This is a genomic window from Qipengyuania aestuarii (assembly GCF_019711535.1).
Classification (GTDB): Bacteria; Pseudomonadota; Alphaproteobacteria; order Sphingomonadales; family Sphingomonadaceae; genus Qipengyuania; species Qipengyuania aestuarii.
In genome coordinates, this window is the sequence record NZ_JAIGNP010000003.1 from 459,517 (window position 1) to 485,689 (window position 26,173).

The 26,173-nt window shown below is 64.2% G+C and carries 28 protein-coding genes; 11 read left to right on the forward strand and 17 right to left on the reverse strand.

Going from position 1 to position 26,173, the window contains the following annotated elements; all coding sequences use genetic code 11:
- Positions 1-173 precede the first annotated feature (173 nt).
- The 4 genes from K3175_RS11945 (at position 174) to K3175_RS11960 (ending at position 3,471) form a co-directional block, all read left to right on the forward strand.
- Complete coding sequence (locus K3175_RS11945; RefSeq protein WP_282098260.1) at positions 174-617, forward strand: response regulator; 444 nt, start codon at positions 174-176, stop codon at positions 615-617.
- 60 nt (positions 618-677) lie between these two features.
- Positions 678-1,379 carry a tRNA (guanine(46)-N(7))-methyltransferase TrmB gene (trmB, locus tag K3175_RS11950; RefSeq protein ID WP_221543607.1) on the forward strand — a complete coding sequence of 234 codons (702 nt, stop codon included), beginning with the start codon at positions 678-680 and terminating at the stop codon, positions 1,377-1,379.
- A gap of 65 nt (positions 1,380-1,444) precedes the next feature.
- The gene (locus tag K3175_RS11955) at positions 1,445-2,812 is read left to right on the forward strand and encodes an NAD-dependent succinate-semialdehyde dehydrogenase (protein ID WP_221543608.1); all 1,368 of its coding nucleotides are present in this window, start codon (positions 1,445-1,447) and stop codon (positions 2,810-2,812) included.
- An 11-nt stretch (positions 2,813-2,823) separates the two neighbouring features.
- Positions 2,824-3,471: an SDR family NAD(P)-dependent oxidoreductase gene (locus K3175_RS11960; RefSeq protein ID WP_221543609.1), complete on the forward strand. Its 648-nt coding sequence runs from the start codon at positions 2,824-2,826 to the stop codon at positions 3,469-3,471.
- A gap of 13 nt (positions 3,472-3,484) precedes the next feature.
- On the opposite strand, the gene K3175_RS11965 is transcribed toward K3175_RS11960, so the two are convergent.
- Positions 3,485-4,090 carry an outer membrane protein gene (locus K3175_RS11965; protein WP_221543610.1) on the reverse strand — a complete coding sequence of 202 codons (606 nt, stop codon included), beginning with the start codon at positions 4,088-4,090 and terminating at the stop codon, positions 3,485-3,487.
- Positions 4,091-4,316: 226 nt separating this feature from the next.
- Between K3175_RS11965 and K3175_RS11970 the strand changes: the two genes are divergently transcribed.
- Positions 4,317-5,024, forward strand: a complete 708-nt coding sequence (locus K3175_RS11970; RefSeq protein WP_221543611.1) for a DUF3592 domain-containing protein — start codon at positions 4,317-4,319, stop codon at positions 5,022-5,024.
- On the opposite strand, the gene K3175_RS11975 is transcribed toward K3175_RS11970, so the two are convergent.
- Together K3175_RS11975 and K3175_RS11980 are read right to left on the reverse strand one after the other, a co-directional pair.
- Positions 5,021-6,172, reverse strand: a complete 1,152-nt coding sequence (locus tag K3175_RS11975) for an aminotransferase class V-fold PLP-dependent enzyme (RefSeq protein ID WP_247710877.1) — start codon at positions 6,170-6,172, stop codon at positions 5,021-5,023. The genes K3175_RS11970 and K3175_RS11975 overlap by 4 nt on opposite strands.
- 1 nt (position 6,173) lies before the next feature.
- Positions 6,174-8,438: an NADP-dependent malic enzyme gene (locus K3175_RS11980; RefSeq protein ID WP_221543612.1), complete on the reverse strand. Its 2,265-nt coding sequence runs from the start codon at positions 8,436-8,438 to the stop codon at positions 6,174-6,176.
- Between the two features lie 126 nt (positions 8,439-8,564).
- On the opposite strand from K3175_RS11980, the gene mutS reads away from it, so the two are divergent.
- Together mutS and K3175_RS11990 are read left to right on the forward strand one after the other, a co-directional pair.
- Entirely contained in the window at positions 8,565-11,189 is a 2,625-nt protein-coding gene (mutS, locus tag K3175_RS11985; protein WP_221543613.1) for a DNA mismatch repair protein MutS, read from the forward strand.
- Between the two features lie 27 nt (positions 11,190-11,216).
- A complete protein-coding gene (locus K3175_RS11990; RefSeq protein ID WP_221543614.1) occupies positions 11,217-11,579 on the forward strand; it encodes a hypothetical protein in 363 nt (120 codons plus the stop codon).
- Positions 11,580-11,687: 108 nt separating this feature from the next.
- Here the strand turns inward: K3175_RS11990 and K3175_RS11995 are convergent, their stop codons facing one another.
- The 5 genes from K3175_RS11995 to gluQRS are packed head-to-tail and all read right to left on the reverse strand — an operon-like array spanning position 11,688 to position 14,708.
- Entirely contained in the window at positions 11,688-12,047 is a 360-nt protein-coding gene (locus K3175_RS11995; RefSeq protein ID WP_221543615.1) for a hypothetical protein, read from the reverse strand.
- 53 nt (positions 12,048-12,100) lie between these two features.
- Positions 12,101-12,973 carry a 3-hydroxyacyl-CoA dehydrogenase NAD-binding domain-containing protein gene (locus K3175_RS12000; protein ID WP_221543616.1) on the reverse strand — a complete coding sequence of 291 codons (873 nt, stop codon included), beginning with the start codon at positions 12,971-12,973 and terminating at the stop codon, positions 12,101-12,103.
- Positions 12,974-13,033: 60 nt separating this feature from the next.
- Positions 13,034-13,612 (reverse strand): cob(I)yrinic acid a,c-diamide adenosyltransferase, encoded by a 579-nt coding sequence (locus K3175_RS12005; RefSeq protein WP_221543617.1) that lies wholly within the window; start codon positions 13,610-13,612, stop codon positions 13,034-13,036.
- Between the two features lie 13 nt (positions 13,613-13,625).
- Positions 13,626-13,856, reverse strand: coding sequence for an HIG1 domain-containing protein (locus K3175_RS12010; protein ID WP_221543618.1), 231 nt, complete (start codon positions 13,854-13,856; stop codon positions 13,626-13,628).
- Positions 13,857-13,865: 9 nt separating this feature from the next.
- Complete coding sequence (gene gluQRS / locus K3175_RS12015; protein ID WP_221544130.1) at positions 13,866-14,708, reverse strand: tRNA glutamyl-Q(34) synthetase GluQRS; 843 nt, start codon at positions 14,706-14,708, stop codon at positions 13,866-13,868.
- Positions 14,709-14,836: 128 nt separating this feature from the next.
- Here gluQRS and K3175_RS12020 point away from each other — a divergent pair, with 128 nt between their 5' ends.
- The 3 genes from K3175_RS12020 to K3175_RS12030 all read left to right on the forward strand — a co-directional run bounded on the left by K3175_RS12020 (position 14,837) and on the right by K3175_RS12030 (position 17,870).
- Positions 14,837-15,445 carry an HNH endonuclease gene (locus tag K3175_RS12020; RefSeq protein ID WP_221543619.1) on the forward strand — a complete coding sequence of 203 codons (609 nt, stop codon included), beginning with the start codon at positions 14,837-14,839 and terminating at the stop codon, positions 15,443-15,445.
- A 332-nt stretch (positions 15,446-15,777) separates the two neighbouring features.
- A complete protein-coding gene (locus K3175_RS12025; protein WP_221543620.1) occupies positions 15,778-16,305 on the forward strand; it encodes a PEGA domain-containing protein in 528 nt (175 codons plus the stop codon).
- Positions 16,306-16,553: 248 nt separating this feature from the next.
- Positions 16,554-17,870, forward strand: coding sequence for a gluzincin family metallopeptidase (locus K3175_RS12030; RefSeq protein ID WP_221543621.1), 1,317 nt, complete (start codon positions 16,554-16,556; stop codon positions 17,868-17,870).
- Between the two features lie 63 nt (positions 17,871-17,933).
- Here the strand turns inward: K3175_RS12030 and kynU are convergent, their stop codons facing one another.
- The 7 genes from kynU to dksA form a co-directional block, all read right to left on the reverse strand.
- Complete coding sequence (gene kynU, locus K3175_RS12035) at positions 17,934-19,178, reverse strand: kynureninase (RefSeq protein ID WP_221543622.1); 1,245 nt, start codon at positions 19,176-19,178, stop codon at positions 17,934-17,936.
- Positions 19,171-19,818, reverse strand: a complete 648-nt coding sequence (gene kynB, locus K3175_RS12040) for an arylformamidase (RefSeq protein WP_221543623.1) — start codon at positions 19,816-19,818, stop codon at positions 19,171-19,173. The genes kynU and kynB overlap by 8 nt, the downstream gene beginning before the upstream one ends.
- Positions 19,815-20,606, reverse strand: a complete 792-nt coding sequence (locus tag K3175_RS12045) for a tryptophan 2,3-dioxygenase (protein ID WP_221543624.1) — start codon at positions 20,604-20,606, stop codon at positions 19,815-19,817. Before K3175_RS12045 ends, kynB begins: the two co-directional genes overlap by 4 nt.
- A gap of 36 nt (positions 20,607-20,642) precedes the next feature.
- Positions 20,643-21,113: a DUF4112 domain-containing protein gene (locus K3175_RS12050; RefSeq protein ID WP_221543625.1), complete on the reverse strand. Its 471-nt coding sequence runs from the start codon at positions 21,111-21,113 to the stop codon at positions 20,643-20,645.
- A gap of 5 nt (positions 21,114-21,118) precedes the next feature.
- Positions 21,119-22,582, reverse strand: coding sequence for an ABC transporter substrate-binding protein (locus K3175_RS12055; protein WP_221543626.1), 1,464 nt, complete (start codon positions 22,580-22,582; stop codon positions 21,119-21,121).
- 44 nt (positions 22,583-22,626) lie between these two features.
- Positions 22,627-22,995, reverse strand: coding sequence for a PilZ domain-containing protein (locus K3175_RS12060; protein ID WP_221543627.1), 369 nt, complete (start codon positions 22,993-22,995; stop codon positions 22,627-22,629).
- A 207-nt stretch (positions 22,996-23,202) separates the two neighbouring features.
- Entirely contained in the window at positions 23,203-23,661 is a 459-nt protein-coding gene (gene dksA / locus K3175_RS12065) for an RNA polymerase-binding protein DksA (protein ID WP_221543628.1), read from the reverse strand.
- Positions 23,662-23,938: 277 nt separating this feature from the next.
- On the opposite strand from dksA, the gene K3175_RS12070 reads away from it, so the two are divergent.
- Positions 23,939-24,268 (forward strand): hypothetical protein, encoded by a 330-nt coding sequence (locus K3175_RS12070; RefSeq protein ID WP_221543629.1) that lies wholly within the window; start codon positions 23,939-23,941, stop codon positions 24,266-24,268.
- A 1-nt stretch (position 24,269) separates the two neighbouring features.
- Here K3175_RS12070 and K3175_RS12075 read toward each other — a convergent pair whose 3' ends face one another.
- The gene (locus tag K3175_RS12075; protein ID WP_221543630.1) at positions 24,270-25,406 is read right to left on the reverse strand and encodes a GNAT family N-acetyltransferase; all 1,137 of its coding nucleotides are present in this window, start codon (positions 25,404-25,406) and stop codon (positions 24,270-24,272) included.
- Positions 25,403-26,164 (reverse strand): glycerophosphodiester phosphodiesterase family protein, encoded by a 762-nt coding sequence (locus K3175_RS12080; RefSeq protein ID WP_221543631.1) that lies wholly within the window; start codon positions 26,162-26,164, stop codon positions 25,403-25,405. The genes K3175_RS12075 and K3175_RS12080 overlap by 4 nt, the downstream gene beginning before the upstream one ends.
- Between the last annotated feature and the right edge of the window lie 9 nt (positions 26,165-26,173).

Below are 26,173 nucleotides of genomic sequence, written 5' to 3' on the forward strand. Positions count from 1 at the left end.
TTCGGGCGGCCTAATATTTGATTAACCATAATGCGTATTCTTCCGTAATTGAATATTTCGGCTGAACTGCGAGTTTACTCCCGGGCAACAAGTATAACTTGGCGGGTAAGCGGCGGGACCACTCTCTGTATGGCGCCTGCTGGCTTCCTCGATGCGTTTGGGGGGTAGGGAAGATGAAGGTCTGTAAAGTGCCACGGATTGTCATAGTCGAAGCGGACCGCGCGCTCGCTTTCATGATGGCCGAATCGTTCACGTCTGCCGGGTTTAAGGTTGTCGGCTGCGCTCGAAATGCCGGGGATGCGATCGAACTGGTGCAGCAGCACAAGCCCGATATGCTGATTCTCGAATTCGATCTCGAGGGACAGATGAACGGACTGGAGCTGGTGGCCCAGATCAAGTTGCGTCACCCGGCCACGCGAACGATCCTCGTCACCGGATGGGACATCAACGATATTGCTGCACGGATCGAAGGGGTTCACCCAGATCGCATCGTGCGCAAGCCCTTCATGCCCCAAAAGCTGATCCAGGTTATCGAGCATGCGCATCACCGCGCATCGCCGCTGCCCGCCGTGGCGGCCACGCTTCCCCCACCGCCCCCTTCCTTTCACATGCATTGACTGGGGCGCGGGAACGACGGGCTGGACAAGCGCGGCCCGCTTGGCCTAGCGCGCCTGCCCATGTCAGCATTCAAGGAAGGCGATCCGACCACGCTCAACCGGCTCTACGGCCGCAGCCAGGGCAAGCCCCTGCGCGCCGCACAGCAGGAACTGGTCGACAAGCTGCTGCCCCAGATCGCCGTTCCCGCCGAAGGGCCGGTCACCGCTGAAGGCCTGTTCGGCTTCGACCGGCCATTGCATTTCGAAATCGGTTTCGGCGGCGGCGAACACATGGCTTATCGCGCCGACATGCTGCCCGATCACGGCTTCATCGGGGCCGAGCCTTTCGTCAACGGCGTCGCCCAGGCGCTGACCCATGTGCGCGACGGCGCCTTGGGCAATGTCCGCATCCATCACGGCGATGCGCTCGATGCGCTGGCCCGTGTGCCGGACGATGCGCTGACCATGGTTTATCTGCTCCATCCCGATCCCTGGCCCAAGAACAAGCATGCCAAGCGCCGCATGATGAACGATGGCCCGGTGCGCATGATTGCCGACAAGCTGAAGCCGGGCGGGGAATTCCGCTTCGGCACCGATCACGCGGTCTATCTGCGCCACGCGCTGATGGTGATGCGCCGCTTCACCGACGAATTCGAATGGATCGCGGCCGACCGGCATGCGTGGGAAAATCGCCCTTCTGGCTGGTGCGAAACGCGTTACGAACACAAGGCCCGCCACACCTATGGGCACGAGGTGTGGTATTTCCGCTTCCGGCGGAAATAGGCTTCGGAACGCTGCGGGGGGCGCGGCGATTGTTTGGGTGTAACCCCCAACCAAAGGCCCTCCCCTTGATCACCACAATTAATCCCGCAACCGGCGAAACCATCGCCGAATATGAAACGCTCGATAAGAACGGCATCGACCGCAAGCTCGAGACTGCGACGCGCACCTATCGCGAATGGCGCACCACTTCGATCGGCCAGCGCACCAAGGTACTCGCCGCCCTCGGCGATCTCTACGAGAGCAATAAGGAAGAGCTCGCAAAGCTCGCCGTGACCGAGATGGGCAAGCCCATCACCCAGGCGCGCAGCGAGGTCGAGAAATGCGCCAGCCTGCTGCATTATTATGCCGAGCATGGCCCGCCGATGCTCGAATCCAAATTCTGGGACCTGTCCGATGGCGGCCGGGCCGAGGCGCGCTGGCTCCCGCAGGGACCGGTGCTCGCGGTGATGCCATGGAACTTCCCCTATTGGCAGGTTATCCGCTTCCTGGCGCCGACGATCCTGGCCGGGAATGTCGGCCTGCTGAAACATGCCAGCATCGTGCAGGGCGTTGCCCAGCGGATGGAGGAACTGGTGGTCGAGGCTGGCGGTCCCGAAGGACTGTTCCAGAATCTGTGCGTATCCTCCGATCCGATTGCCGATGTCATTGCCGATACGCGCGTCGTCGCCGCCACGCTGACGGGCAGCGAGGGCGCCGGCAGCGCCGTGGCGCAGCAGGCGGGCAAGCATCTGAAGAAGGTCGTGCTGGAGCTGGGCGGCAGCGATCCCTTCATCGTCATGCCGTCTGCCGACATGGACCAGGCGGTAAAGGACGCCGTGACCGCCCGCATCCAGAACAACGGCCAGTCCTGCATCTGCGGCAAGCGCACCATCGTCCATGCCGATATCTACGATGATTTTTCCGAACGGTTCATCCAGGCACTGAAGGACGTTAAGCTCGGCGATCCGATGGATGAGGACACCGGCCTCGGACCGCTGTCGAGCGAGGGCCAGCGCGATACCGTGCTGGATCAGGTCGAGAAGGCGAAGAAGGAAGGCTGCACCCTGCTCTTCGGCGCGGAGAAGATCGACAAGCCGGGCGCGTGGATGACCGCGGGTCTGCTGACCGATGTCGCAGTGGGCAGCGAAACCGGCACGGACGAGATCTTCGGCCCCGTCGGCCAGCTCTACAAGGCGAAGGATATCGACGAGGCGACCACCATCGCCAATGCCATTCCCTTCGGCCTCGGCTCTGCCGTCTGGACCAATGACGAGGGCGAGAAGGAGCATTTCGCCAACGCCATCGAAGCGGGCATGACGACCTTCAACGGCGTCAACGGCTCGAAGATCGAGGCGCCCTTCGGCGGCATCAAGCGGTCGGGCCACGGCCGCGAACTGGCCGAATTCGGCCTCCATGAATTCATGAACCTGAAAACGCTGGTCCACCCGGCATAAGGAGACATCCAATGAGCAAGCATATTCTTATCGTCGGCGCATCGCGCGGCATCGGCCTCGGCCTCGCCGAGGAGTTCAAGGCGCGGGGCTGGCAGGTCACCGGAACCGAACGCTCGAAAAGCGATGATCTCCACGCGCTGGAGAATGTGTCGGTGGCGACGCTCGACGTCACCGATCCATCGACCTTCTCCATCGACGGCGAATTCGATGCGGTGATCGTCAATGCCGGGATCACCGGGGCGGAGCACCAGTCGAGCGAGAAGGCGACTGCGGACGAAGTGGCCAAGGTCATGATGACCAACGCCTTCGGCCCGGCGCATTTGGGCAAGGCGCTTCTGCCCCAGATCAAGAAGGGCGGATCGCTGTCCTTCATGAGCTCGCTGATGGGTTCGATCGAGGACAGCTCGGGCGGCTATGAACTCTACCGCACCAGCAAGACCGCGCAGAACATGCTCGCCAAAGGCATCGCCGAGCAGGAGGCGAAGGAACGCGGCGTGACCGTGCGTTCGCTCCACCCGGGCTGGGTGCAGACCGACATGGGCGGCCCCAATGCCAAGATCACGGTAGAAGAAAGCGTGAAGGGCCTTGCCGATGTCGTCGAACAGGCGAGCGGTGACTACGCCTATGTCGATTACACCGGCAAGACCCTGCCGTTCTGATCGGCTCTAAAGCCTAGAAGCGCAGTGCGAGACCGGCCACGACCTGGTCGGTCGTCGCATCGCCCTGACCCGCATCGGCGAGGTCATTGTATTTCGAGCGGCGGTATTCGAGGCGGCCTTCCAGCGGTCCGGGCAGCTGCACCTGCAGCCCCGCGCCGTAGCGGATGCCGTCGGCGTTCTCGTCCAGCTCGTCGAGCGAGCCGCTGTCGGTGAACGCCTTGGTGTCGAGCGCGGTATAGCCCACCTTGCCATAGGCCGCGATGCCGGGCGTCAGCGCGACACCGGCGCGCGCGCCGATGTAATACTGGCCGCCGGTCTCCAGCCCTTCGCGCGCGCCGCCGAAGCTGTCTGGGAAGCTCGTGGTGCCGTCGCTGGTGGACAGTTCGCCTTCCACGCCGACGAAGGCGCTACCGAGGCTGAGGTCGTAACCTGCGTTGATGCCGTAAACCGCGCTGTCGGCGCTGGCCGTGGCGCTGCCGTCGGCCGCATCGACATCGACGCCTTCATAGCCGCCGAGCACGCCGACATAGAGGCCGCCGGGTGCGCGCGTGTCCTGCGCCATGGCCGGAGTGGCCGCGAGGCCGGCGCCGATCACGGCGAGTGCGAATGCTTTTTTCATTATTCGTCCTTTCCAGTGCGATCCCTTGCACATGTCCCACTGAGGTGGGGAAAGGCCCTTAGCCGCGAGTGCGCTTGCCAAAAGATGAACCTGCGAAATTTCGTCCGCCGAGCCGTTCCGGCAAGGGGTTCGGGCGTGATTGTTATGCCCGCCGAAGTAGCGCGATCGACGCGCGCTGGCAGTTTATCGGCAACCCGCTAAACACGGGTTCGGGAGGGGGACGCGGATGCAGAAAAGGATGATCTTGCCGGGGGCGCTCTTTACGCTGGCGGGTGCGGCGGCGCTGGCGCTCGGCCTGTGGCTGGGCGCGGAGCAGTGGCAGTTCACCCGCTCCGCCGTCGCTACGCAGGGGACTGTCGTCGGCCGTGCGGAATTCGAGGGCGAAGACGGCGAGCCGAATTTCGCGCCCCTTGTGGAATGGCGGGACGCGCAAGGCCGCACACGCCGGTTCCGGGGCCAGATCGGCGGGCCGAACCCATCCTATCGCCTGGGCCAGAGCGTCGAGATGGCCTATCTGCCCGGCAATCCCAGCGATGCCCGTCTCACCGCTTTCTGGCCGTCATGGATGAAACCGATCATCGCCGTGCTGATCGGTATTGCCTTCCTTGCCGCAGGCCTCTGGCTGCTTCGCGTCTTTCGCACCGAGCGCCGCCGTATCGCCTTCCTGATGCAGAACGGCAAGCCGATCGAAGCGCGCTTTCTCTACGCCCTGCCCGTGTCGAGCAGGCGGCAGGGCCCGCATGACTGCTGGCGGATCGTCTGCACGGGCGCCGATCCGCAGACGGGCGCCAAGCGCAATTTCAGGAGCGGGCCGGTGACGATCCACCCTGCGGCGCTGGAGAATGCGTCCTTCCGCGTCCTGATCGACCCAGCCGATCCGCGCAATTACCTCGTCGAGCTACCCGCTGGCCTGCCGCAATCGGTGCCGGCCTAGGCGAGGCATTCGCGCAAGGTCGCCAGCAGCGCGTCCGTGTCGGCGGCGCTGTTGTAGAGATGCGGCGTGACGCGCAGCGAGCTGCCGCGCACCGAGACATGGACCTGCCGCCGAGCGAGCGTCTCGGTGAGCCCGGCGGGCAGGCCGTTGGGAAAACCGAGCGCGAGGAAATGCGGCGCGCGCGTGCCCACGGGGGCGGACGTCAGCCCCAGCTCGGCCGCTTCGCGGGCGATGGCATCGGTCCGGCGGCCTAGCTCATCGGCGATGGCCGCGATCCCGAATTCCATCAGAAAATCCATTCCCGCGCCTGCGCCCATCAGCAAAGGCGCGTTCGATTTTTCGCCCATGTCGAAACGCCGCGCGCCGGGCTGGAAATCGCTGCGATACTCGACCAGCCGCGAAAAATCTTCCGAGCCTGCCCGGTTGATCCAGTTATGTTCGATCGGCGCGCCATCATGGTGCTTCGGATCGGCATAAAGCAGGCCGATCCCGTAAGGCCCCATCAGCCATTTGTAGCAGGCCGCCACGGCGAAATCGGGCTGCACCGCCGCAAAATCGAGCGGCATCGCGCCGAGCGACTGGGTCAGATCCAGCACCAGCGCGGCCCCATTCGCGCGCGCCTTTTCGCCCACCGCCACCAGATCGACCATGCGCCCGTCCGCCCAGTGATTGTGCGGCACCGCCACGATGGCGGTATCCGGGCCGATGGCATCGAGCACCGCCCCGCTCCAGCAGCTTTGCGACGGGCGCGACACGGCGATCACCTCGGCCCCGGCAGCCCGCGCCTTTTCCTGCCAGACATAGACGTTGGAGGGAAACTGGTCGCCCAGCGTCACCACATTCTGCCCGGCGGCAAGCGGCAGGTTGGCCGCCGCCACCGCCAGCCCGTAGCTCACCGATGGCACGATCGCGATAGTGTCGGGTGAAACGCCCGCCAGCCGCCCCGCGCTTTCGCGAAAGCTCTCGGCCACGCGAAAGAAATCGGCGGGGAGGAAATTCCACGGCTGTTCCTTCAGCCGCGCGCCCTCCACCATGGCCCCGCTCACCTCGCGGGAAAGCGGGGCCATGTAGGCGCAGTTCAGGTAATGGACGTCGCCCGGAATGCTGAAGCGATGGCGCTGGTCGGCAATGCCCATCGCTTCCGCCATCTCAGCCCACCACCCCGGCGCTGGCCAGCACGGCCAGCGTCAGCAGGTCGGGCGCGATCGCGGTCATCGGCGCGATCTGCACCGGCTTCTCGCTGCCGATCATCATCGGGCCGACCATGGTTTCGCCGCCCAGTTCGCGCAGCAGCTTGGCCGACAGATTGGCCGATTGCAGCCCCGGCATGATCAGCACATTGGCCGGGCCCGACAGGCGGCTGAACGGATAAAGCGCCATGACCTTGCGGTTGAGCGCGGCATCGGGGGCCATTTCGCCTTCATATTCGAAGTCCACCGTATCGTCCGCATCCAGCAGCGCCACGGCATCGCGCAGATTGCCCAGCCACTGGCCCGAAGGATTGCCGAAGGTCGAATAGGACATGAAGGCGACGCGCGGTTCGTGGCCCATGCGGCGCGCCACGGCAGCCGTTTCGCGCGCGATATGCGCCAGCTCGGCCGCGGTCGGGCGTTCGTTGATGGTTGTATCGGCGAGGAAGGTGGTGTGGTTCTTGCCGATCATCATGTGCACGCCGAAGGGCGTTGCGCCCGGCTTGGGATCGATCACGCGGGCCACTTCGCGCGCGGTCTGCGCATAGGTGCGGGTGAGGCCGGAGATCATGCCTTCGCCGTGGCCCAGCGCCACCAGCAGGGCGGCAAACACGTTGCGTTCCTGATTGACCATGCGCTGCACGTCGCGCTCGGTATAACCGCGGCGCTGCAGGCGCTTGTAGAGATAATCGTTCATCGCCGGCACCTTGTCCGACACGTTCGAATTCTCGATGATCCAGTCGCTCGGATCGTCGACGCCCAGTTCCTGGAGCTTGGCCAGCACCTTCTCGGTGCGGCCGACCAGGATGGGTTCGCCGTAGCCATAATCGCGGTACTGGATCGCGGCGCGCAGGGCGACGTCTTCCTCGGCTTCGGCGAAAACCATCCGCTTGGGGTTGGCCTTGGCCTGCTCGTAGATATTGGTGAGCGCGCCGGTCGTCGGGTTCAGGCGGGCCTTCAGCGCATGGCGATAGGCGTCGAAATCCTCGATCGGGGCCTGCGCCACGCCGCTGTCCATCGCGGCCTTGGCGACGGCAGAGGACACGACTTCCATCAGGCGCGGATCGAAGGGCGCGGGAATGATGTATTCCTCGCCGAACTGGTGGACCACGCCGTAAGCGGCGGCCACTTCCTCGGGCACGCGGTCGCGCGCCAGTTCCGCGATCGCGCGGGCGGCGGCGATCTTCATCTCTTCATTGATCGCGGTGGCCTGCACGTCCAGCGCGCCGCGGAAGATGAAGGGGAAGCCCAGCACATTGTTGACCTGGTTGGGATAATCGCTGCGCCCGGTGGCGATGATCGCATCGGGGCGCACGGCCTTGGCATCTTCGGGCATGATTTCCGGCACCGGATTGGCCATGGCGAAGATGATCGGGCGCTGGGCCATATTGGCCACCCATTCGGGCTTCAGCGCGCCGGCTGCCGACAGGCCGAGGAAGATGTCCGCGCCCTTCAGCGCTTCTTCCAGGCTGGTCGCATCGGTCGGTACGGCATGCGCGCTCTTCCACTGGTCCACATCCGCGCGGCCCGGCGTGATCGGACCGGAGCGGTCGCACACGATCACGTTTTCGTGCGGAATGCCCATCGCCTTGATCAGCGCTGTACAGGCCAGCGCCGAAGCGCCCGCCCCGTTCACCACCATCTTGCAGTCTTTCAGTTCGCGGCCCGTCACATGGCAGGCGTTGATCAGACCGGCGGCAGCGATGATCGCGGTGCCGTGCTGGTCGTCATGCATCACCGGGATGTTCATCTTCTCGCGCAGGGCCTGCTCGATGATGAAGCATTCGGGCGCGGCGATATCTTCCAGATTGATGCCGCCGAAGCTGGGTTCCATCAGCGCGACGGCATTGATGAAGGCTTCCGGGTCTTCGGTGTCGAGTTCGAGATCGATCGAATCCACATCGGCGAAGCGCTTGAACAGGACGGCCTTGCCTTCCATCACCGGCTTCGATGCCAGCGCGCCCAGATTGCCGAGGCCGAGGATCGCCGTACCGTTGGAAATCACCGCGACGAGGTTGGAGCGGGCGGTATAGCGCGCCGCATCCTTGGGATTGGCCGCAATCGCCTCGACCGGGGCCGCAACGCCCGGCGAATAGGCCAGCGCCAGATCGCGCTGGGTCGCCATCGGCTTGCTGGCAACGATCTCGATCTTACCGGGACGGATCGTTTCGTGATAGAACAACGCTTCGCGCGTGTTGAAACCGTTCTGCTTTTCTTCGGCCATGCTTGTCCTTTGGGCGGGTCTCTGAGGTCTTGTGCCCGCCCCTAAGAGCATTTTGCGCGAAGTCATAGGGGAAACACCCGCTGCGCCGCTTCCCGAATCGCAAAGCGGGCCGCTACGGCATGGCCCATGGCCGACTCACCCACTCCGATGATGCAGCAATATCTCGCGCTCAAACGCGAAGCTGGCGATGCGCTGCTGTTTTACCGCATGGGCGATTTCTTCGAACTGTTCTTCGACGATGCCAGGGTGGCCGCGCAGGTGCTCGACATCGCGCTGACCACGCGCGGCGAACATGGCGGGGAGCCGGTGCCGATGTGCGGCGTGCCGGTCCATTCAGCGGAAGGCTATCTCGCCCGGCTGATCAAGGGCGGCTGCCGCGTCGCGATTGCGGAGCAGACCGAGACCCCCGACGAAGCGAAGGAGCGGACGAAGCGCGAAGGCAAGCCGGTGTCGAAAGCGCTGGTCTCGCGCGATATCGTGCGCTTCGTTACCGCGGGCACGCTGACGGAAGAGGCACTGCTCGAACCGCGGCGCGCCAATCTGCTGGTCGCGGTGGCCCCGGTGCGCGACGGGGTGGGCATTGCGTCCTGCGATATTTCCACCGGGCGGATGGAGCTGGAAGACTGCGCGCCCGACCGACTCGATGCCGCGCTCGCCCGCCTCGGCGCCAGCGAGGTGGTGGGGCCCGACGACTGGGACGACGCCCCCGCCGATGTGATTGCCCGCCCGCGCCCCGATTTCCGCAGCGAGGACGGCGAAGCGCGGCTGAAGGATATTCACAGCCTCGCTACACTGGATGGGTTGGGCGATTTCTCGCGCCCGATGCTGGCAGCCGCCGCCGGGCTGATCGCCTATCTCGACCATGCGGGGCGCGGCAAGCTGCCCTTCCTCCTGCCGCCCGTGGCGCGCGGTAGCGAAGCGCATCTGGCGATGGATGCCGCCACGCGCAGCAGCTTGGAAATCCTCGCCGCGCAGAACGGCGGGCGCGATGGCAGCCTCGTCGCCTGTGTCGATCGCTGCGCCACCGGTGCGGGCGCGCGCCAGCTGGCCGAAGACCTGTCCGCCCCGCTCGCCGACCGGCTTGCGATCGAACACCGGCTCGCCAGCGTGCGCCATTTCCATGACGATCCGCTGCTGCGCGGCGATATCCGCGCCGTGCTGCGGCAGGCACCCGATATCGGCCGCGCGCTGGGCCGGATCGTGGCCGGGCGCGGCAGTCCGCGCGATCTGGGGCAGATCCGCGATGGCCTTGGCGAAGCGCGGCGGCTGCGCGGCATGCTCTCGGCCGGGGTCGACCTGCCGCCGCTGCTCGCGCAGGCGGTAGAAAGGCTGGGCGGGCACGGCGCCCTGACCGATCATCTGGACCGCGCGCTGGTCCCCTCCCCGCCGACCGAACGCGGCCAGGGCGGCTTCATCGCCGCGGGCTATGACCATGCGCTCGATGCTTTACGCGAAACCAGCGGCAATGCGCGCAAGGCCATCGCCGCGCTGGAGGCGAAATACCGCGAGGAGACCGGCACGCCCTCGCTCAAGATCAAGCACAACAAGGTGCTGGGCTATTTCATCGAAGTGCCTGCCAAGCATGGCGACAAGCTGATGGCCGCCGACAGCGGCTTCACCCACCGCCAGACCATGGCCGGGGCGGTGCGCTTCAACTCGGTGGGCCTGCACGAGGAAGCCAGCCGCATCGCCGAAGCCGGGGCCCATGCCCTCGCCGCCGAAGACAGCCATTTCGAAACGCTGGTCGGCGAAGTGGTCGCCTGCCGCGAAGCCATCGCCGCAACTGCTGCCGCGCTGGCCCGGATCGATGTCTCGGCCGCGCTCGCCGAACGGGCGGCGGAAGGCGACTGGTGCCAGCCGGACATGCTCGACGAACCATGCCTCGAAGTCGTCGCCGGCCGGCACCCGGTGGTGGAACAGGCGCTGATCAAGACGGGTGATCGCTTCCGATCAAACGACTGTTCGGTGGGTTTTTCGGAACGTTTGTGGCTGATCGGCGGGCCCAATATGGGCGGCAAATCGACCTTCCTGCGGCAGAATGCGCTGATACTTTTGCTGGCCCAGGCCGGCAGTTTCGTCCCCGCAACCAGCGCGAAAGTGGGCATCGCAGACCGCCTTTTCAGCCGCGTCGGCGCCTCCGACAACCTCGCGCGGGGCCGCTCCACCTTCATGGTGGAAATGGTCGAAACCGCCGCAATTCTAAGCCAGGCGACCGATCGCAGCTTCGTGATTCTCGATGAAGTGGGCCGCGGCACATCGACCTACGATGGCATGGCCCTCGCCTGGGCCGTGGTCGAGGCCGTACACGAACAATTGAAGTGTCGCTGCCTCTTCGCGACGCATTACCACGAACTCTCGCGCCTCGCCGAAACCTGCGACGCACTGAGCCTCCACCACGTCCGCGCCCGCGAATGGAAGGGCGATCTGGTCCTCCTACACGAACTGGCGAGAGGCGCCGCCGACCGCAGTTACGGCCTCTCGGTCGCCAAGCTGGCAGGTGTTCCGCCGCCGGTAATCAAGCGCGCCAAGGCCGTGCTCGACCGGCTTGAAAAGGGCCGCGCGGAAACCGGCGGTCTGGCAGCGGGGCTGGGCGATCTGCCGCTGTTCGCGGCCACAGCGCAGGCGGAAGACGAAAAGTGCGATACCCTGCGCGATGCGCTGGAAGCCCTCGACATCGATGCCCTGTCCCCCCGCGAGGCGCTGGACGAGCTTTACCGCCTCAAGGCCGAGGCCGCGAAGAGCAATTATTAACCATTCGGCGGCTAGGGTTGGAAGGCTATGTCGTTACGCAACACTTTCTACTGGGTCGCGGGAATGCTGGTGGGCCTGGGCGTCCTCCTTTACGCCGCGAAAAGCTTCTTCCCCGATGCCGGTGAAGACACTTACGCGATGGAGAGCCGTGATGCTCCTCCCTCGGAATTGGGTCCTCCTGTTCTCCCAGGCGGAAGCAACCAGGAATATTCAGGGCCGAGCGAGCGCGAAGACCCCGATCTCGATAGCTGGTATGCCGAGGCGGGAAGCGAACAGAGCAATACGTTCGATGACATGCCCGAAGGGCCCGTCCCCGGCGGATCACCGTTCGACGCGCCTCCGCCGATCGACAGCCAGGGACGTTTCATAGGGCCGCCCGAAACCTACTGAACACATTTTCGGAAGACAACGCGCCTTCCATTCCAACTACATCAAAAAGGCGGGCACCCCTCGTTGGAAGGGTACCCGCCTGCATTGCTGCAAGCCTGTCGGCTTGGCTCAGGTGCCGTCGCCGCGCAGACCGTCGGGCTTGTGCTCTTTGCCGTATTTATCGACGTTGTCGTCATGATTGGGCTCGCCCTTATAGGCGTCCATATCGATCCGGCCCGAACTTTCCATGTCCCGCATGTGGTCGATGGTATCCTGCGTGGAATCGCCCATCAGGCCGGACTTGTTGTCGCCCTTCCCGCTCTCGGTCGGCGACACCGTCTCGGTAGTCACGCCCTTGGCTTCCTCGGCAACTTCCTGCGCCTGGTTGCGGTGATCGTCCTGCTCGTCATTATGCGTTTCAGGAGCGAGGCCTGCCTGCCGCGCTTCCTGGCTTTCGCCGACGGGGGTGTTTGTCTTGCTATCGCTCATGGCGTAAAATTCTCCTTTGCCCATGAACGAGCGGGCCTCGCAGGCCGTTCCCGTCAGCGGGTGGGAACCGGCTCCTCGCCCGCATAATCGTAGAACCCGCGGCCCGTCTTGCGGCCGAGCCAACCCGCTTCGACATATTTCACCAGCAGCGGCGCGGGCCGGTACTTGGTGTCGCGCGTGGTCTTGTAGAGCACCATGAGAATATCGAGGCAGGTATCCAGCCCCACGAAATCGGCCAGCTGCAGCGGACCCATCGGGTGGTTGAGACCAAGCCGGCACCCCTTGTCGATATCCTCGATGCGGGCAGTCGACTGGCCGAGCACGAAGACCGCTTCGTTGATCATCGGCAGGAGGATGCGGTTGACGACGAAGCCGGGTTCGTCCTGGCTCAGCACCACTTCCTTGCCCAGCGCTTCGGCCAAAGCCCGCGTGCGTTCGGTCGTGACTTCGGCCGTGGCGAGGCCGGGAATGACTTCGATCAAGCCCATGACCGGGACCGGATTGAAGAAATGCAGGCCGATGAACCGCGCGGGATCGGGCGCATAATTGGCCATCCGGGTGATGGGGATCGAGCTCGTGTTCGATGCCATGATCGCATCCGGGCCAAGCTTTTCGCCAGCCTTTTCGAAGATGGCCTTCTTGATCTCTTCTTTCTCGGTTGCCGCCTCGATGATGAACTCGGCTTCATCCATCCGGCTGTAATCGCCGACCGGCGTGATCCGCTTCAAGGCGCTTTCGGCATCGGAGACTTCGATCTTGCCGCGTCCGACAAGCTTGCCCAGCGCCTTGTCGATCTTGCCGACGGCCTGCTCGGCCACGTCCAGGCTGACATCGGCCAGCAGCACATCCATTCCGTTCTGGGCGAATGTTTGCGCTATGCCCGAGCCCATCTGGCCCGCGCCGATTATGGCGATCGTCTTGCTCATCGAGAAATCCCTTCGCATGTGCAGCAAAACGCGGCGTCTAGCGGGGCGAAGGAGGCTTGGCTAGCGGTTAGCGCCGGGGACCCATTTGACATCGCCCTTACCGTCATCGTTGGCCACCCGGGCCAGCACGAAGAGATAGTCCGACAGGCGATTAATGTAGGAAAGCGCCTGCGGATTGACGGGTTCGGCAGCAGCCATGGCAGCCATCGTGCGTTCTGCGCGCCGCACTGCCGCGCGGGCGAGATGGACGCGGGCCGCGGCTTCGCTGCCGCCGGGTAGGACGAAGCTGGTCAGTGGCTCGAGCCGCGCATTCAGCGCATCGATCGCCGTTTCCAGCCAGGAGACCTGCGCCGATACCACGCGCAGCACCATGTCCGAGGGCGCAAAATCGTCTCCCTCTTCGGCCGGGGTCGCGAGATCGGCGCCCAGATCGAACAGATCGTTCTGGATCCGGTAGAGCGGCTCTGCGTGGGGTCCGTCGGCCAGCGTTACCGCCGCAAGGCCGAGCGCGGAGTTCGCCTCGTCCACCGCACCGATAGCGTCCATGCGCGCGGCGTGTTTGGGCAGACGCGAGCCGTCGACGAGGCCGGTCGTGCCATCGTCACCCGTGCGGGTGTAGATCTTGTTGAGCTTGACCACGCCGGGGCTAAATTCAGGTCGCGACGCCGAGCAGGACGGCGATGATCAGGATCGCGATCGCCTGCCACTTCACACGCGCCATCATCGCCTTGTTCTGCTTCAGCTGCATTTCCGTGGCGTCCTGTTGCTCGCCGGTTTCGAGATCCACTTTCGTGCTTTGCAGGAAGGCGACGACGCCGCGCACGAGCGAGAGGAGAACCATGGCCATGGCCGCGATCAGCAGGATGACGAGAAATGTGTTCATGGTCCCTATCTAAGCGCTCGCCAGCGTAATTCCAGCGGGGAATTCGCCGCGGCGCAGACGCTCGGCCAGCGCGCGCCCATCCTCGCCCGCAGCGCGCCGGTCCGCCAGGCTGGGCGAATTGCGGCGCTTGGCGAGCTTTTCGCCGTTCTCGTCGAGCAGGATCGGATGATGATGCCAGGTCGGCACCGGCAGGCCGAGCAATTCCTGCAGCAGGCGGTGGATATGGGTCATGGCGTAAAGGTCCTGCCCGCGCGTGACCAGCGTCACCCCGTCGGCGGCATCGTCCAGCGTGGCGGCGAGATGATAGCTGGCCGGGGCATCCTTGCGCACCAGCACCACGTCGCCGAAGGGGCGCGGGTCGGCCACCTGGGTTCCGCAGATCTCGTCCTCCCAGAACAGCTCGCCGGCATCTGCCCCCACCTGCGCAAGCGCGCGATCGACATCGAGCCGCAGCGCAGCCGGCCGCGACGGATCGAGGCGGCTCCCTTTGCAGGTGCCCGGATAGACCGCCCCTTCGGGCCCGAGGCGCGGTTCGAGCGCGGCGATCTCCTTGCGGGTGCAGCTGCAGGGATAGAGCAGCCCGTCGCGCAGCAGCCCGCGTGCGGCCTCTTCATAGCTGGACAGGCGGGTGGACTGCGCAGGCACTTCCTCCCATTCCAGCCCCAACCAAGCGAGGTCTTCGCGGAACTCCGCCGCCTTTTCGGGCAGCGAGCGTTCGCCGTCGATATCCTCGATCCGCAGGAGGAAACGCCCGCCGCGCGAACGCGCGATATCGTGGGCGCAAATGGCAGAATAGGCATGGCCCAGATGCAGCGATCCGTTCGGACTGGGGGCGAACCGCGTAACGACCATGTTCATACTCTAGCCCGCATGATCGGCAGATCAACGGGACAAGTCTGTGGAAATCCTGTCCGTAACACACTTGACGCTTTGGCGTGCAAGTGGATGTATCCGGAACAGGAGTATCGGGAGGACGCAACGTGTTCAGGGCCGAACTGCTTGAAAGAGCCGCCAGGTTTCGCAGCGCCGAAGGGGATCCGACGCGCAATCTGCAATCCTGCCCCAGCCTCGTGCTGAATGCAGATTACACGCCGCTGTCTTATTACCCGCTCAGCCTGTGGCCGTGGCAGACCGCGATCAAGGCGATCTTCCTCGACCGGGTCGATGTGATCGCGACTTATGATCGCGAAGTGCATTCGCCCAATCTCGACATGAAGATCCCCAGCGTGATCGCGCTGAAGCAATATGTGAAACCCTCCGAATTCCCGGCCTTCACGCGCTTCAACCTGTTCCTGCGCGACCGCTTCGCCTGCCAGTTCTGCGGGTCGATGGAGAACCTGACCTTCGATCATGTCGTGCCGCGCCGCATGGGCGGGAAGACGACGTGGGAGAACATCGCCACCGCCTGCGCGCCCTGCAACATGAAGAAGGGCGGCCGCACGCCGAAACAGGCGGGCATGAACCTCTATGCCGAACCGATCCGGCCGACGCACTGGCAGTTGCAACAGCATGGCCGCCAGTTTCCGCCAAACTACCTCCACGAAACCTGGCGCGACTGGCTTTACTGGGACATCGAACTGGAAGAGTGATTCGTTCAGCTTCGCCAGTGCGGCGCTGAATGATGGAGCGCCTGGAGCACAGTCCAGAGCAAAAAAACTCCGGCCGCGTTCCGGCCCCGTGAGGGCAGTCGGGAGGGATGGAATGCGCTGGGCCATGCCCGGTCAGTGGCATGGGCGGGAGCGTGTAGGACAGCAGCTTTTTTCCGCTAGCGATCAGCGACGCGGCTCTTTTCCTAAAGCTCACTGAAAAAGCGATATTGTTTCACGCCTTGCAACGAATCCCTATCGACAAAGAAGAAGTCCCCAGTAAAACCCTGTTTGTCTTCGATTGAAGGCAGGGGTCATTACCAACAGGGGAAATCATGAAGAAGTATTATACCGCTCTTGCGGCCATTGCGGCCGTAGGTCTTTCGGGCTGCGCGACTGTCGTGAACGGGCCCAATCTGGACTATGCGATCGACACCACGCCGGGCGGCGCCGAGGCGACCTTCCTCGATGGTCGCAGCTGCACCACGCCGTGCGAACTGGTGATGCCGCGCAAGACCTCCAGCCGCGTCGATATCGTGCGCGAAGGGTACGAACCGACTTCAGTTCTCGTGTGGAGCAAGACCGGCGCAGCGACGATCGGCAATGTGCTGATGGGCGGCGCCATCGGGGCCGTGGTCGACGGATCGAACGGATCGAACCGCTTCCTGTCGCCGCGCCCGCTGATCGTGCGCCTCGCACCGCTGGGTTCGGGCGAAGAAGCCGTCCTGCTCGACAAGAAGGGCGAAGTCATCATGACCGTGGCCGAGCACAATGCCGAAGCTTACGAGAAGGTCGCCAAGCAGATCGGCGATGCCGCCGCTGACGTGCCGATGGCCGCCAATGTGGCGGTTGATGCCGAGTAAAGAGGTTCCAGGGGGCGGCACTGCCCCCGGCTGAGCGTGAGAGGCCCGGGAGCGCAAGCCGCACTCCCGGGCCTTTTCGTACGCGATCTGGCGGGACTGGCTCTGAAGGGACATCGAGCTGGAAGAATGAGGCTAGGGAGTCATGTCCGCTAACGCCCCTAATTGCGGACGTTGCATGCCCTTGTATGTTTAGCTGGAAGCGGACATCGTGCGATGCGCCGCGGTTGGCATTCCTAGGAGAGCGCTGCTTGGTTAGGCTGTTTCATGGTTTGTTTTTTGCGAGCGCGGTAACGATTACCAGTTTCATGTCGCTACCCGCGTACGCAGCATGCGGTGCTGGAGATGAGCTCGCTAACATCTATGATCTCGACGCGACCTTTTCACCGACTTCGGGTGAGTTGTCGGTAAGAGGGAAGATGCTCCTCGTCCCCGATGCCGAGACGAGTTCGGTCGAACTGCTCTTGAATAAGGCGATGAAGCTTGAACGCTTCGAAATCGCCGACGATACCGTAAAGTTAGCGATCGAAGATGACATTGAGATCTCGGGGCAGGCTTTGCCGCGCACCCGTCGCATCTCACTCATTCCCGCGCACTCGTTCGGCGTAGGAGATCATTTGGAGATCGAGCTTCAATATTCCGGACGTTTGACAACCGAAGATATCGAACTCGGCAGAGGAGCAGTATCACCTGACTGGACCGAGCTGACGTTTGAGGCTGCCTGGTATCCCATCTGGCTGAATGAACCGATTATCTGTTCAACGGTCGATCTGGTGCTTCCGGAAGGCTTCGAAGTGATCGGTCCGGGGGCGACTATACCCATTGGAACGAACAGGTGGTATCTGGACCCCGGCGCACCTGTCCTGGGTCGCATAACCTTTGCCGCGTCCAACAGCTGGACCGTAGAGCGGCGGCAATTCGGACCGTTGACCATAGCACTCTACAGCGCCATTCCCGAGCCACGGGCACCGCAGATATTCGGTACGGTGGAGGATACTTACTCGTATTATCGCGAACTGTTCGGGGAGCCGGATGGTTCGGAGCAATCCATGACTTTGCTACTTCCGAATGGTCAGGTTGCGCTCAAGCAACCTAACCAATCGTATTCTACGAACGGCGATTTTATCGCAATGGACCAGTCCGACCCCATCGTCCAACTAGACGCACTGAACCACGAAATCGCCCACCTATGGTGGTCCGCAGGCAAGCCGGGGACGCAGGATGAATTTGTGTCGGAGTCGATAAGCGAATATCTGGCAATGCGCCGAGGTGGCCAGATATGGGGAGAAGACTGGCTTCGTCAGCGACGCGCTTCTGCCGCCGCCCGCGCGGAAGAGATACCAAGCTCGCTGCGAGATATCGATGGGCCCGGTGGCGACCGGCAAAGCCTTCTTTACGACCGAGGCCCAACCGCGCTGTGGGCGCTCCATGAGCGTATTGGAGAAGAGGCGATGGACGCACTTCTTCTCTCGGTCCGTGCCTCCGAGATCGATACTCTGGAAGGTTTTCTGACTAAGGCTGAGATTGAGCACCCAGGCTCCGCTCGCCTGTTAAACGAAAAGCTCTAGCGACCGTTCTTGCCACTCTGACCCCAAGCAGCGCAAGGTCCGCACCCCACCCCATAGCGGACCTCAAGTAACCGCCGCGCGCTCGCGGAATTCCTCGCGCTGCCATTCGCCGGTTTCGATCACTTCGGTCAGGTGGCGCACCGCCTCCGCCATGTCCGCAAACCGCAGATAGGCGGGTGCGAAGCCGAAGCGCAGGATGTCGGGATCGCGGAAATCGCCGATCACCCCGCGTGCGATCAGCGCCTGGCAGATGGCATGGGCTTCTTCGTGGCGGAAAGAGAGCTGGCTGCCTCGCTGCCCCGGGTCCGCCGGGCTGACGAGATCGAGTTCGAGCCCGCTTTCAGCCAGGCACTGGCGGAAGAATTCGGACAATTGCTGAGACTTGGCATAGAGAGGCTCGATCCCGATTTCGGCGATGATATCGACGCCCACTTCCAGCGCGGCCAGGCCCAGAATGCCGGGTGTGCCGCACATCAGCCGCTCCACCCCCGGTGCCGGACGGTAATCGTCGCTGAAGGCGAAGGGCGCGGCATGACCCATCCACCCGCTGAGCGGTTGCTGCGTCGCTTCCACATGCCGTTCGGCGATGAAGGCATAGGAAGGCGCACCGGGGCCGCCATTGAGATATTTATACCCGCAGCCAACGGCGAAATCGGCATGAGCGCCATTCAGATCGACCGGCAGCGCGCCGCCCGAATGCGACAGATCCCACAGGACCAGCGCGCCTGCATCATGCGCGGCCTCGGTTAGCGCGGGCATGTCGAACAATTCGCCGGTCTTGTAATGCGCATGGGTCAGCAGCAGCAGCGCCACATCGTCTCCCAGCGCATCTTTCATGGCGCCGCGATCCACCAGCCGCCGCTCGGCCAGACCCTGCTTTTCCAGCCCTTCGATCATGTAGATATCGGTCGGGAAATTGCCCGGCTCGCTCAGCACGACCTTGCGGCGCGCCCCATGTTTTTGGGCCTGCATGGCGAGCGCGGCGGAAATCAGCTTGAACAGGTTTACCGAAACGCTGTCGGTCGCAATCACTTCATGCGGCTGCGCGCCGATCAGCGGGGCGATCTTCGCGCCCACGCGCTTGGGCATGTCGATCCAGCCCGCGCTGTTCCAGCTGCGGATGAGATCGCGCCCCCATTCCTGCCGCACCACCTCTTCCAGCCGCGCGGGCGTAGCCCGGGGCAAGCAGCCGAGCGAATTGCCATCGAGATAGATCACCCCGTCGGGCACATCGAAACGGTCGCGATACAGGGCCAGCGGGTCACCGGCGTCGAGGATGCGCGCGCGTGCGCCAGGCGGCTCAGTCATCGCCCAGCTCCCGCAGGATCGCGCGGCACAGCCCGGCATCCCCGCCGCCCACTTTCAGCGGCAGGGCAATCAGCTCGTAGCGGCCTTCGGGCACATCATCGAGCACCAGCCCTTCGAGAATGCGCATGTCGTGTTTCAGCACGGCTTTATGGGCGGCCATGGTCTTGCTCTCCTGCGGATCGACGCTGGGCGCGTCGGTGCCGATCAGCTTGACGCCCTGAAGCGCCAGCCACTCGATCGTTTCGTCCGCAATCGGCAGCCAGTCGCTGCGCCATTCGTCATGCGGGAAGGCGTCCCAAGTGCGGAACAGCACTCGGTCGACGCTGTCGATATGCGGCAGGTCGGCCACGTCGACTTCGCCGTTCACGCCGCGCGCATCCACCACCAGGCAGGTGCCGATATAGGGGTCGAGTTCCATGCTGGCGGCATCCATCCCGTCTGCGGCATAATGCAGCGGCGCATCGGCATGCGTGCCCGAATGCGTGCTCATGCTCATGCGGCCGACATTGACGGGCGAACCTTCATCCATCCGCCAGGTCCGCTCGAAAGCGAAGTGGGTATCGCCGGGCCAGACCGGCAGTTCGGGGCGCAGAACCTGGCTGATGTCCCAGATGCGGCGCTTGCTCTTCCAGGAACTCATAGGGCCGTCCTCACGCTGAGCAGTTCGGGGAAAAAGGCGGCCTTCAGCACGCCCGCCAGATAGGGCACGCCGGGCGTGCCGCCGGTGCCCTTCTTGAAGCCGATGATGCGTTCAACCGTCTTCAGATGGCCGAAGCGCCAGCGCTGGAAATGGTATTCCAGATCGACCAGTTTTTCGGCGAGTTCGTAAAGGTCCCAATATTCCTTGGGATCGCGGTAGATCTGCGCCCAAGCTGCCTCTACCCCGGGCACATGCTCCCACGCGCTGCCGTGATCGCGCTCCAGCACCTCGGCGGGAATGTCCAGCCCGCGGCGGGCGAGCAGCGCGATGGCTTCGGCATAGATGCTCTTGCGGGTCAGTTCCTCGCGCAAGCCCGCAGCCACTTCCGGCGTCGCCTCGTGCATGGTGATCATGTCGGGATTGCGCCCGCCCAGAAGGAATTCCATCATCCGGTACTGCGCGCTCTGGAACCCGCTCGACCCGCCGAGGAAGGGGCGGATGGTCGAATAGTCGTGCGGAGTCATGGTGCTGAGTACGTCCCAGCTCTGGATCAGCTGCCCCTGCGCCCGCGCCACGCGCGCCAGCATCTTGAACGACGGGCGCAGGCGATCCTCGCGGATGCATTCGCGCGCTTCGGTGAGTTCGTGGAGGCACAGCTTGAGCCACAGCTCGCTGGCCTGGTGGACGATGATGAACAGCATCTCGTCATGCGCATCGGATGACGGATGCTGGGCCGACAGGATGCGGTCGAGATCGAGATAGCTCGAATAGGTGATATCGGAAGCCATGTGCGCTGCCCTAGCGCGCGGGAACCGACAAGCAAACTACTGGTCGATAACCTTCGTTTGGGGATGGTGCTTGTCGAGATGCTTGATGATGGTCTTCAAATTCTTCGTGTTCGACCGGTATACGAGGTCGAACGCGTCCCCCACCAGCGGAACCGCGCCCACGGCGGTATCGAAACCGATGCGCCCCATCATGTGCCACAGCTTCCATTTCGGCAGGCCGAGATTGCGCGCCTCCCAGACGATGTAGCTGCCCATGGCCGCGGTAATCAGATCGCCCAGAACGGGGACGAGACCGATCACCGTGTCGAGGCCGATGCGGTAATTCGTGCCCGGCAGCGTCATTGAACGTTCGAGGATGATTTCCATCGCTTCGACCCGGCGGCGGATCGATTGCGGATCGCGGCCACCCGGAAAATCGAAACGCAGCGGGGCTGCCCCGCCCTGCGGTCCGAAGGTTTCGTCCTGTCGGGGCTGCGGCTCGATCGGCGTGAGGCGTCTGTCGTCCATACGCTCTAGATGGGGGCTTTGGACAGCGGGAACAAGGGATGCACGGCCCAGCCGTTCTCGGAGAACCCCTCCACCCCGGCGCGCGCCTGCGACCAGCGGATCGGCGTGCCCAGCGGGATGTAGAGATTGGTCGCCGTCAGCGTCTGCTCGGCCTCGGCAAGGTAGGAGGCTTCTTCGGCCGGATTGGCGGCATCGAGCGAGAGTTCGACCAGATAATCGGTGTCGGGCGAACAGACCGGGGCCGAGAAGGCGCAGTTGAACTGGTTGAGGAACCAGCGGGCTCCGGCAAACCGCGCCGTACTGTCACGCAGGGCCAGGTCCGCACCATCGCGCTGCTCGGCGCGCTGCAAGGTCACGCCGACCGAGGCGAGATCTTCGGCTAGGGCGGCGAACAGGAAATCCGATCCCGGCCCCTGTGGCAGATAGACAGATACAGCCGCTGCGGCGCCGTTCTGGACCTGCCACTGGCGCACGCGCAAGGCGGCTTCGTTACGGCGCTGGTCGAGCGAGAGGGTAGTCCAGCGCTCGGCCACGCTCCCGTCGTCGCCCGGCATGTCGGCGGCCACGATGCGGTTCGACCCGGTCCAGCCCGAGAGGTTGAACTGCGCCACCAGCGAAGGGCGATCGATCGCCAGCGCCAGCGCCTCGCGATTGGCGGGGGTTGCGAGAAAGCCTTCGGGGCGTAGCACGTCGAGGCCAAACAGGCCGATCGCCGAATCGAGCCGAACGGTGCCGCGCGACAGCGCCCCGGTAATGGCGAGCGGGAGGGTTTCCAGACGGCCGCCGAGCAGCAGGTCGACCTGCCCTTGCTCGAACGCCTGAGCGGCAGCGCGCGGGGCATAGGGCGCCAGCTGAACCCGGTCGACGATCTCGAACCAGTTACGGCGCGGGGACTGGCCGCGCAATTCCGGCGGGATCGGCACCAGGACAGTGGCATCGCCTTCGCGTTCGGCCAGCATCGGTCCGGCATTGCCCTCGTCCAGCGCCACGCCCAGTTCCGGCTGGGCGATGAGATGGAGGAACCCCGGCATGGGGCTGCGCAGGCGAATTTCGATGACCCGGCCGGTCATCACGCGCACTTCCGAAATCTTCGCCAGGTCGAGACCGAGGCTGGTGCCCTTCACCCGTTCGATGCTTTCCTCCAGCCCTTCGGCCACGGCGCGCGCCGTCAGACGGGTGCCGTCGGGCAGATCGAATTCGGTGATGCGGAAAATATAGCTGCGGCCGTCATCGGTGACGATCCAGCGTTCGGCCAGGCCGGGGACGATCTCGCCAGCGGCGTTGAACCGGACGAGGCCCTGCTGCTGCGCCCCGTGAAGCAATTGCGCGCCGGGGGCCAGTTCCAGACCGACCGCATAAAGCGACGCCGCATCTCCCATATGGGCGACCCTGACCAGGCCATCATCAGCCGCCCCGCCGCAGGAAGCCACGAGCGCGGCGGACAACAACAGGGCAGAATGGCGAAGCATGCGTGTGACCTAGCAGCGCGGCAGGCACACGCAAGATTAACGGCTTAGACGCTGCGCGGCTTTCCGTAGCTTTCGCGCGGCGTGATCGCGGCGCGGGCATAGCGGGGGGCTTCGGGCATGTCGCCGACAAGGCTGGTGCGCGCTGCGTCGGCCTTGATCGGCTCGTCAAAACGGATGCCGATTCGCGCGCTTCTGGTCCAGGTTACCGTGCCGCCGACATCGCCGATCTGCCGGATGGAAACCACGGCGCGCTGCCCTTCGCCGGCCAGGACCGGACCTTCGACCTGGATCCCCGAATTGGACAGATTGCGGATCTTGACCCTCTCGCTCGCGCCAGCACCTTCGACCGTCAGCTGCGCCATCATCAGCACGCTGTCGCGTTTTTCGTTTCGCAAGTCGGTGTCAGGCATCATTCTGGCCTCCAGCGAGCAGTGGGCGTTATCCATTGGCTGAAAGGGTAATACAGGGATCGGCTTAAAAGATAAACTGCGGTTAACCTTGTTCGTTAACGATCGCCGGGTGCCGCGCTGCCCTGCCCGGTCAGACGGCCGGAAAGCGCAAGGGTCCGCCAGAGTTACGATCCGCCAGTGAACAGGTTCGTCAGCGCGAGGCGGGACGCCTCACTCGTCGCGCGAAACCTTTTCGCGGCGCTCGTGCGCTTCCTGCGCTTCTACGGTCATGGTCGCAACCGGCCTTGCGATAAGACGGCGCAAGCCGATCGGATCGCCCGTCACTTCGCACCAGCCATATTCGCCCTGATCGATCCGGCGCAGCGCCGCATCGATCTTAGCGATCAGCTTGCGCTGGCGGTCACGCGTGCGCAGTTCGATCCCCCAGTCGGTTTCCGACGAGGCGCGATCGTTGAGGTCGGAATCGCGGATGGGCCCGTCCTGGAGCGATTGCAATGTCTGCCCTGCCGCGTCGTGGATCGACTTCTTCCAGTCGAGCAGCAGCACGCGGAAATAATCCAGCTGCGTGTCGCCCATATATTCTTCGTCGTCCGACGGGACGTAATCGGGATCGACGGCAGCTTTTGCCTGGGCAAGTTTTTCCGAAACATTCGATGCCGATGAGGCCATTGAGCGTGGTACCTTCTTCCCAACTCTCGAGTGTTCGGCGAGCCGCCATCCTGCTGGGCCGGATTTTTCCGGTCCCTGAAGCCCTCCGAAAGCGCGGCCTATAGAAGCGGGGCGGTAGGCCCGCAAGCGGCTTTCGGGCGATTTACCCGAAAGTTGCGACCCATTCGCAAGCGCGGTTAACGCCTATTGCACCGAAGTTAACCATATGTTGACCAAGAGATCGCAGTCTGGGCCTTGCCGGCCGCCGAGCTGGCGTTCGAAACGGGGAGTTCGGGATATGGTTTTCAAGGCAATCGACGGGGGCGCAGGCCGCATCGAACAGAGTGACCGGGGCATGGTCACGATCGCGGAATATCTGGCCAATTACGAGCAGGGCAGCGTGGACGCGCTTTACGATCTTGGCGTCGCGCTCTCCACGGGCAGCCACGGCTGCATCGTCGACATGATCGAAGCGCACAAATGGTTCAACATCGCCGCATCGATGTATCACACGGAAGCCGCCTGGGCGCGCGCCGACGTGGCCGACGAAATGACGGCACGCGAAATTCACGAAGCCCAGCGCCGTGCGCGCAGCTGGCTGGACGCGGATCAGCGCAAAGTTGCGTGATCTAGGCCTGCCGTTTGAAGGGCGTTCGACGCTCGAGATAATTGCGGTCGGCGGCCACGCCTTCGCGCTCGCGCTCGAGGAACTCCGCCACCGCCGCGCGGAAGCCGGGATCGGCGATCCAGTGGGCGGAGACGGTTTCGACGGGCTCGTAGCCGCGGGCGAGTTTGTGCCCGCCCTGGGCCCCGGCCTCGACCCGCGCGAGGCCTAGCTCGATCGCGACATCGATCGCCTGGTAATAGCAGAGCTCGAAATGAAGGAAGCGCACCTGCCGGGTGCAGCCCCAATAGCGCCCGTATAGCGCATCGCCGCCGATGAAATTGAGCGCACCGGCGATCGGTTCGCCATCATCGAGCGCCAGCACCAGCACGATGGCATCGCCCATGCGCTCGCCCATCAGGTCGAAGGCGGCGCGGGTCAGATAGGGCTGGCCCCATTTGCGCGCGCCGGTGTCCTGATAGAAATGCCAGAAGGCATCCCAGTGTTCGGGCTTGATCTCGCCGCCCGTGAGCCGCACGATCTCCAGCCCTTCCTGCGCCGCGGCACGTTCCTTGCGCAGATCCTTGCGCTTGCGCGAGGTCAGCGTGGCGAGGAAATCGTCGAAGCTGCCGAAACCCTGATTGACCCAGTGGAACTGGATATCGGTGCGCAGCAGCCATTCGGCCTCTTCGAACAGCGGCACCTGATCGGGCTCGATGAAAGTGGCATGAGCGGACGAAAAGCCGTTCTGCAGGCAGACCTGCTGCGCCGCCGAGAGCAGCGGTGCGGCCAGCGCCGGATCGGACAGCAGCAGACGCGGACCGGTAGCGGGCGTGAAGGGCGCCGCGATCTGGAGCTTGGGGTAATAATTGCCCCCCGCCCTTTCATAAGCATCGGCCCAGGCATGGTCGAAGACATATTCGCCCTGGCTGTGACCCTTGGCATAAGCGGGCATGGCGGCGAGCGGCGGCCCGTCGTCCGCCGAGATCACCAGCGGCACGGGCTGCCAGCCGGTACCAGGCCCCACGCTTCCCGAATCTTCCAGCGCGGTGAGGAATTCGTGGCGCATGAAGGGATTGTCCCCGGCCAGCGCATTCCACGCCGCAGCGTCGAACGTACCGACCGAACCGGACATGCGCGCGGCGAGACCTTCTCCGCTCATGCCAGCCCTTCCCCTTCCGCGATCAGCGCATCGGCATGCGCCGCGCCCTGTTCGCGCCGTTCGGGCGAATCAACGGTCCAGGTGAGGACGGGCATTCCGCGGGCGCGGAGCGAGGCGACCATGGGATTGGGCAAGGCCGCGACATGATAGGCGATGAATTCGGGCCGCGCGACCCAGAGCGCGAGATGCCGCTGCCAGGCCTTCTGGGTCATGCCCACCTCATCCTCGCGCATGACGAGGCCGCGCACGGTCTGCGGCGAATGCTTCGCGAACCAGATGCAGACGCGCGGATCGAAGCTCATCACGGCGTGCGGCCCGGCATATTGCTCCAGCGCCTTCGCCACCGCGCGGCAGCTGCGTTTCACATCGTAGCCGCGCCGCGATTTCACCTCGATCAGGATGGGCACCTTGCCTTCCACCAGCGCCAGCAGATCGTCCAGCCGCGCGAGCTTGTGTTCGCTGTCGAGGAAGGCGATCTGCGCCAGTTCTTCCGCGCTATGCGCAGACAGCGGCCCTCTGACGCCGGTGAGCCGGTCGAGTTCCCAGTCATGCACCAGCATCGCCTGCCCATCGCGGCTGCGCTGGATATCGCATTCCACGCCCAGCCCGCGTTCGACCGCCAGGGCAAAGCCCGCGAGCGAATTTTCCGGCACGCCGGCCGAATGCAGCCCGCGGTGGGCATAGGTCCAGTCGCGCAGCCACCCGACCCGCGCGGGATCGGGCGGCCGGACGACAAGCCGGTCAAACAGCGAGAGCACGCCCGCTCA

Coding starts and splice junctions, on each gene's coding strand:
- K3175_RS11945 (WP_282098260.1), top strand. CDS start 174: ATGAAGGTCTGTAAAGTGCCACGGATTGTCATAGTCGAAGCGGACCGC.
- trmB (WP_221543607.1), top strand. CDS start 678: ATGTCAGCATTCAAGGAAGGCGATCCGACCACGCTCAACCGGCTCTAC.
- K3175_RS11960 (WP_221543609.1), top strand. CDS start 2,824: ATGAGCAAGCATATTCTTATCGTCGGCGCATCGCGCGGCATCGGCCTC.
- K3175_RS11965 (WP_221543610.1), bottom strand. CDS start 4,090: ATGAAAAAAGCATTCGCACTCGCCGTGATCGGCGCCGGCCTCGCGGCC.
- K3175_RS11970 (WP_221543611.1), top strand. CDS start 4,317: ATGCAGAAAAGGATGATCTTGCCGGGGGCGCTCTTTACGCTGGCGGGT.
- K3175_RS11975 (WP_247710877.1), bottom strand. CDS start 6,172: ATGGCGGAAGCGATGGGCATTGCCGACCAGCGCCATCGCTTCAGCATT.
- K3175_RS11980 (WP_221543612.1), bottom strand. CDS start 8,438: ATGGCCGAAGAAAAGCAGAACGGTTTCAACACGCGCGAAGCGTTGTTC.
- mutS (WP_221543613.1), top strand. CDS start 8,565: ATGGCCGACTCACCCACTCCGATGATGCAGCAATATCTCGCGCTCAAA.
- K3175_RS11990 (WP_221543614.1), top strand. CDS start 11,217: ATGTCGTTACGCAACACTTTCTACTGGGTCGCGGGAATGCTGGTGGGC.
- K3175_RS11995 (WP_221543615.1), bottom strand. CDS start 12,047: ATGAGCGATAGCAAGACAAACACCCCCGTCGGCGAAAGCCAGGAAGCG.
- K3175_RS12000 (WP_221543616.1), bottom strand. CDS start 12,973: ATGAGCAAGACGATCGCCATAATCGGCGCGGGCCAGATGGGCTCGGGC.
- K3175_RS12010 (WP_221543618.1), bottom strand. CDS start 13,856: ATGAACACATTTCTCGTCATCCTGCTGATCGCGGCCATGGCCATGGTT.
- gluQRS (WP_221544130.1), bottom strand. CDS start 14,708: ATGGTCGTTACGCGGTTCGCCCCCAGTCCGAACGGATCGCTGCATCTG.
- K3175_RS12025 (WP_221543620.1), top strand. CDS start 15,778: ATGAAGAAGTATTATACCGCTCTTGCGGCCATTGCGGCCGTAGGTCTT.
- kynU (WP_221543622.1), bottom strand. CDS start 19,178: ATGACTGAGCCGCCTGGCGCACGCGCGCGCATCCTCGACGCCGGTGAC.
- kynB (WP_221543623.1), bottom strand. CDS start 19,818: ATGAGTTCCTGGAAGAGCAAGCGCCGCATCTGGGACATCAGCCAGGTT.
- K3175_RS12045 (WP_221543624.1), bottom strand. CDS start 20,606: ATGGCTTCCGATATCACCTATTCGAGCTATCTCGATCTCGACCGCATC.
- K3175_RS12050 (WP_221543625.1), bottom strand. CDS start 21,113: ATGGACGACAGACGCCTCACGCCGATCGAGCCGCAGCCCCGACAGGAC.
- K3175_RS12055 (WP_221543626.1), bottom strand. CDS start 22,582: ATGCTTCGCCATTCTGCCCTGTTGTTGTCCGCCGCGCTCGTGGCTTCC.
- K3175_RS12060 (WP_221543627.1), bottom strand. CDS start 22,995: ATGATGCCTGACACCGACTTGCGAAACGAAAAACGCGACAGCGTGCTG.
- dksA (WP_221543628.1), bottom strand. CDS start 23,661: ATGGCCTCATCGGCATCGAATGTTTCGGAAAAACTTGCCCAGGCAAAA.
- K3175_RS12070 (WP_221543629.1), top strand. CDS start 23,939: ATGGTTTTCAAGGCAATCGACGGGGGCGCAGGCCGCATCGAACAGAGT.
- K3175_RS12075 (WP_221543630.1), bottom strand. CDS start 25,406: ATGAGCGGAGAAGGTCTCGCCGCGCGCATGTCCGGTTCGGTCGGTACG.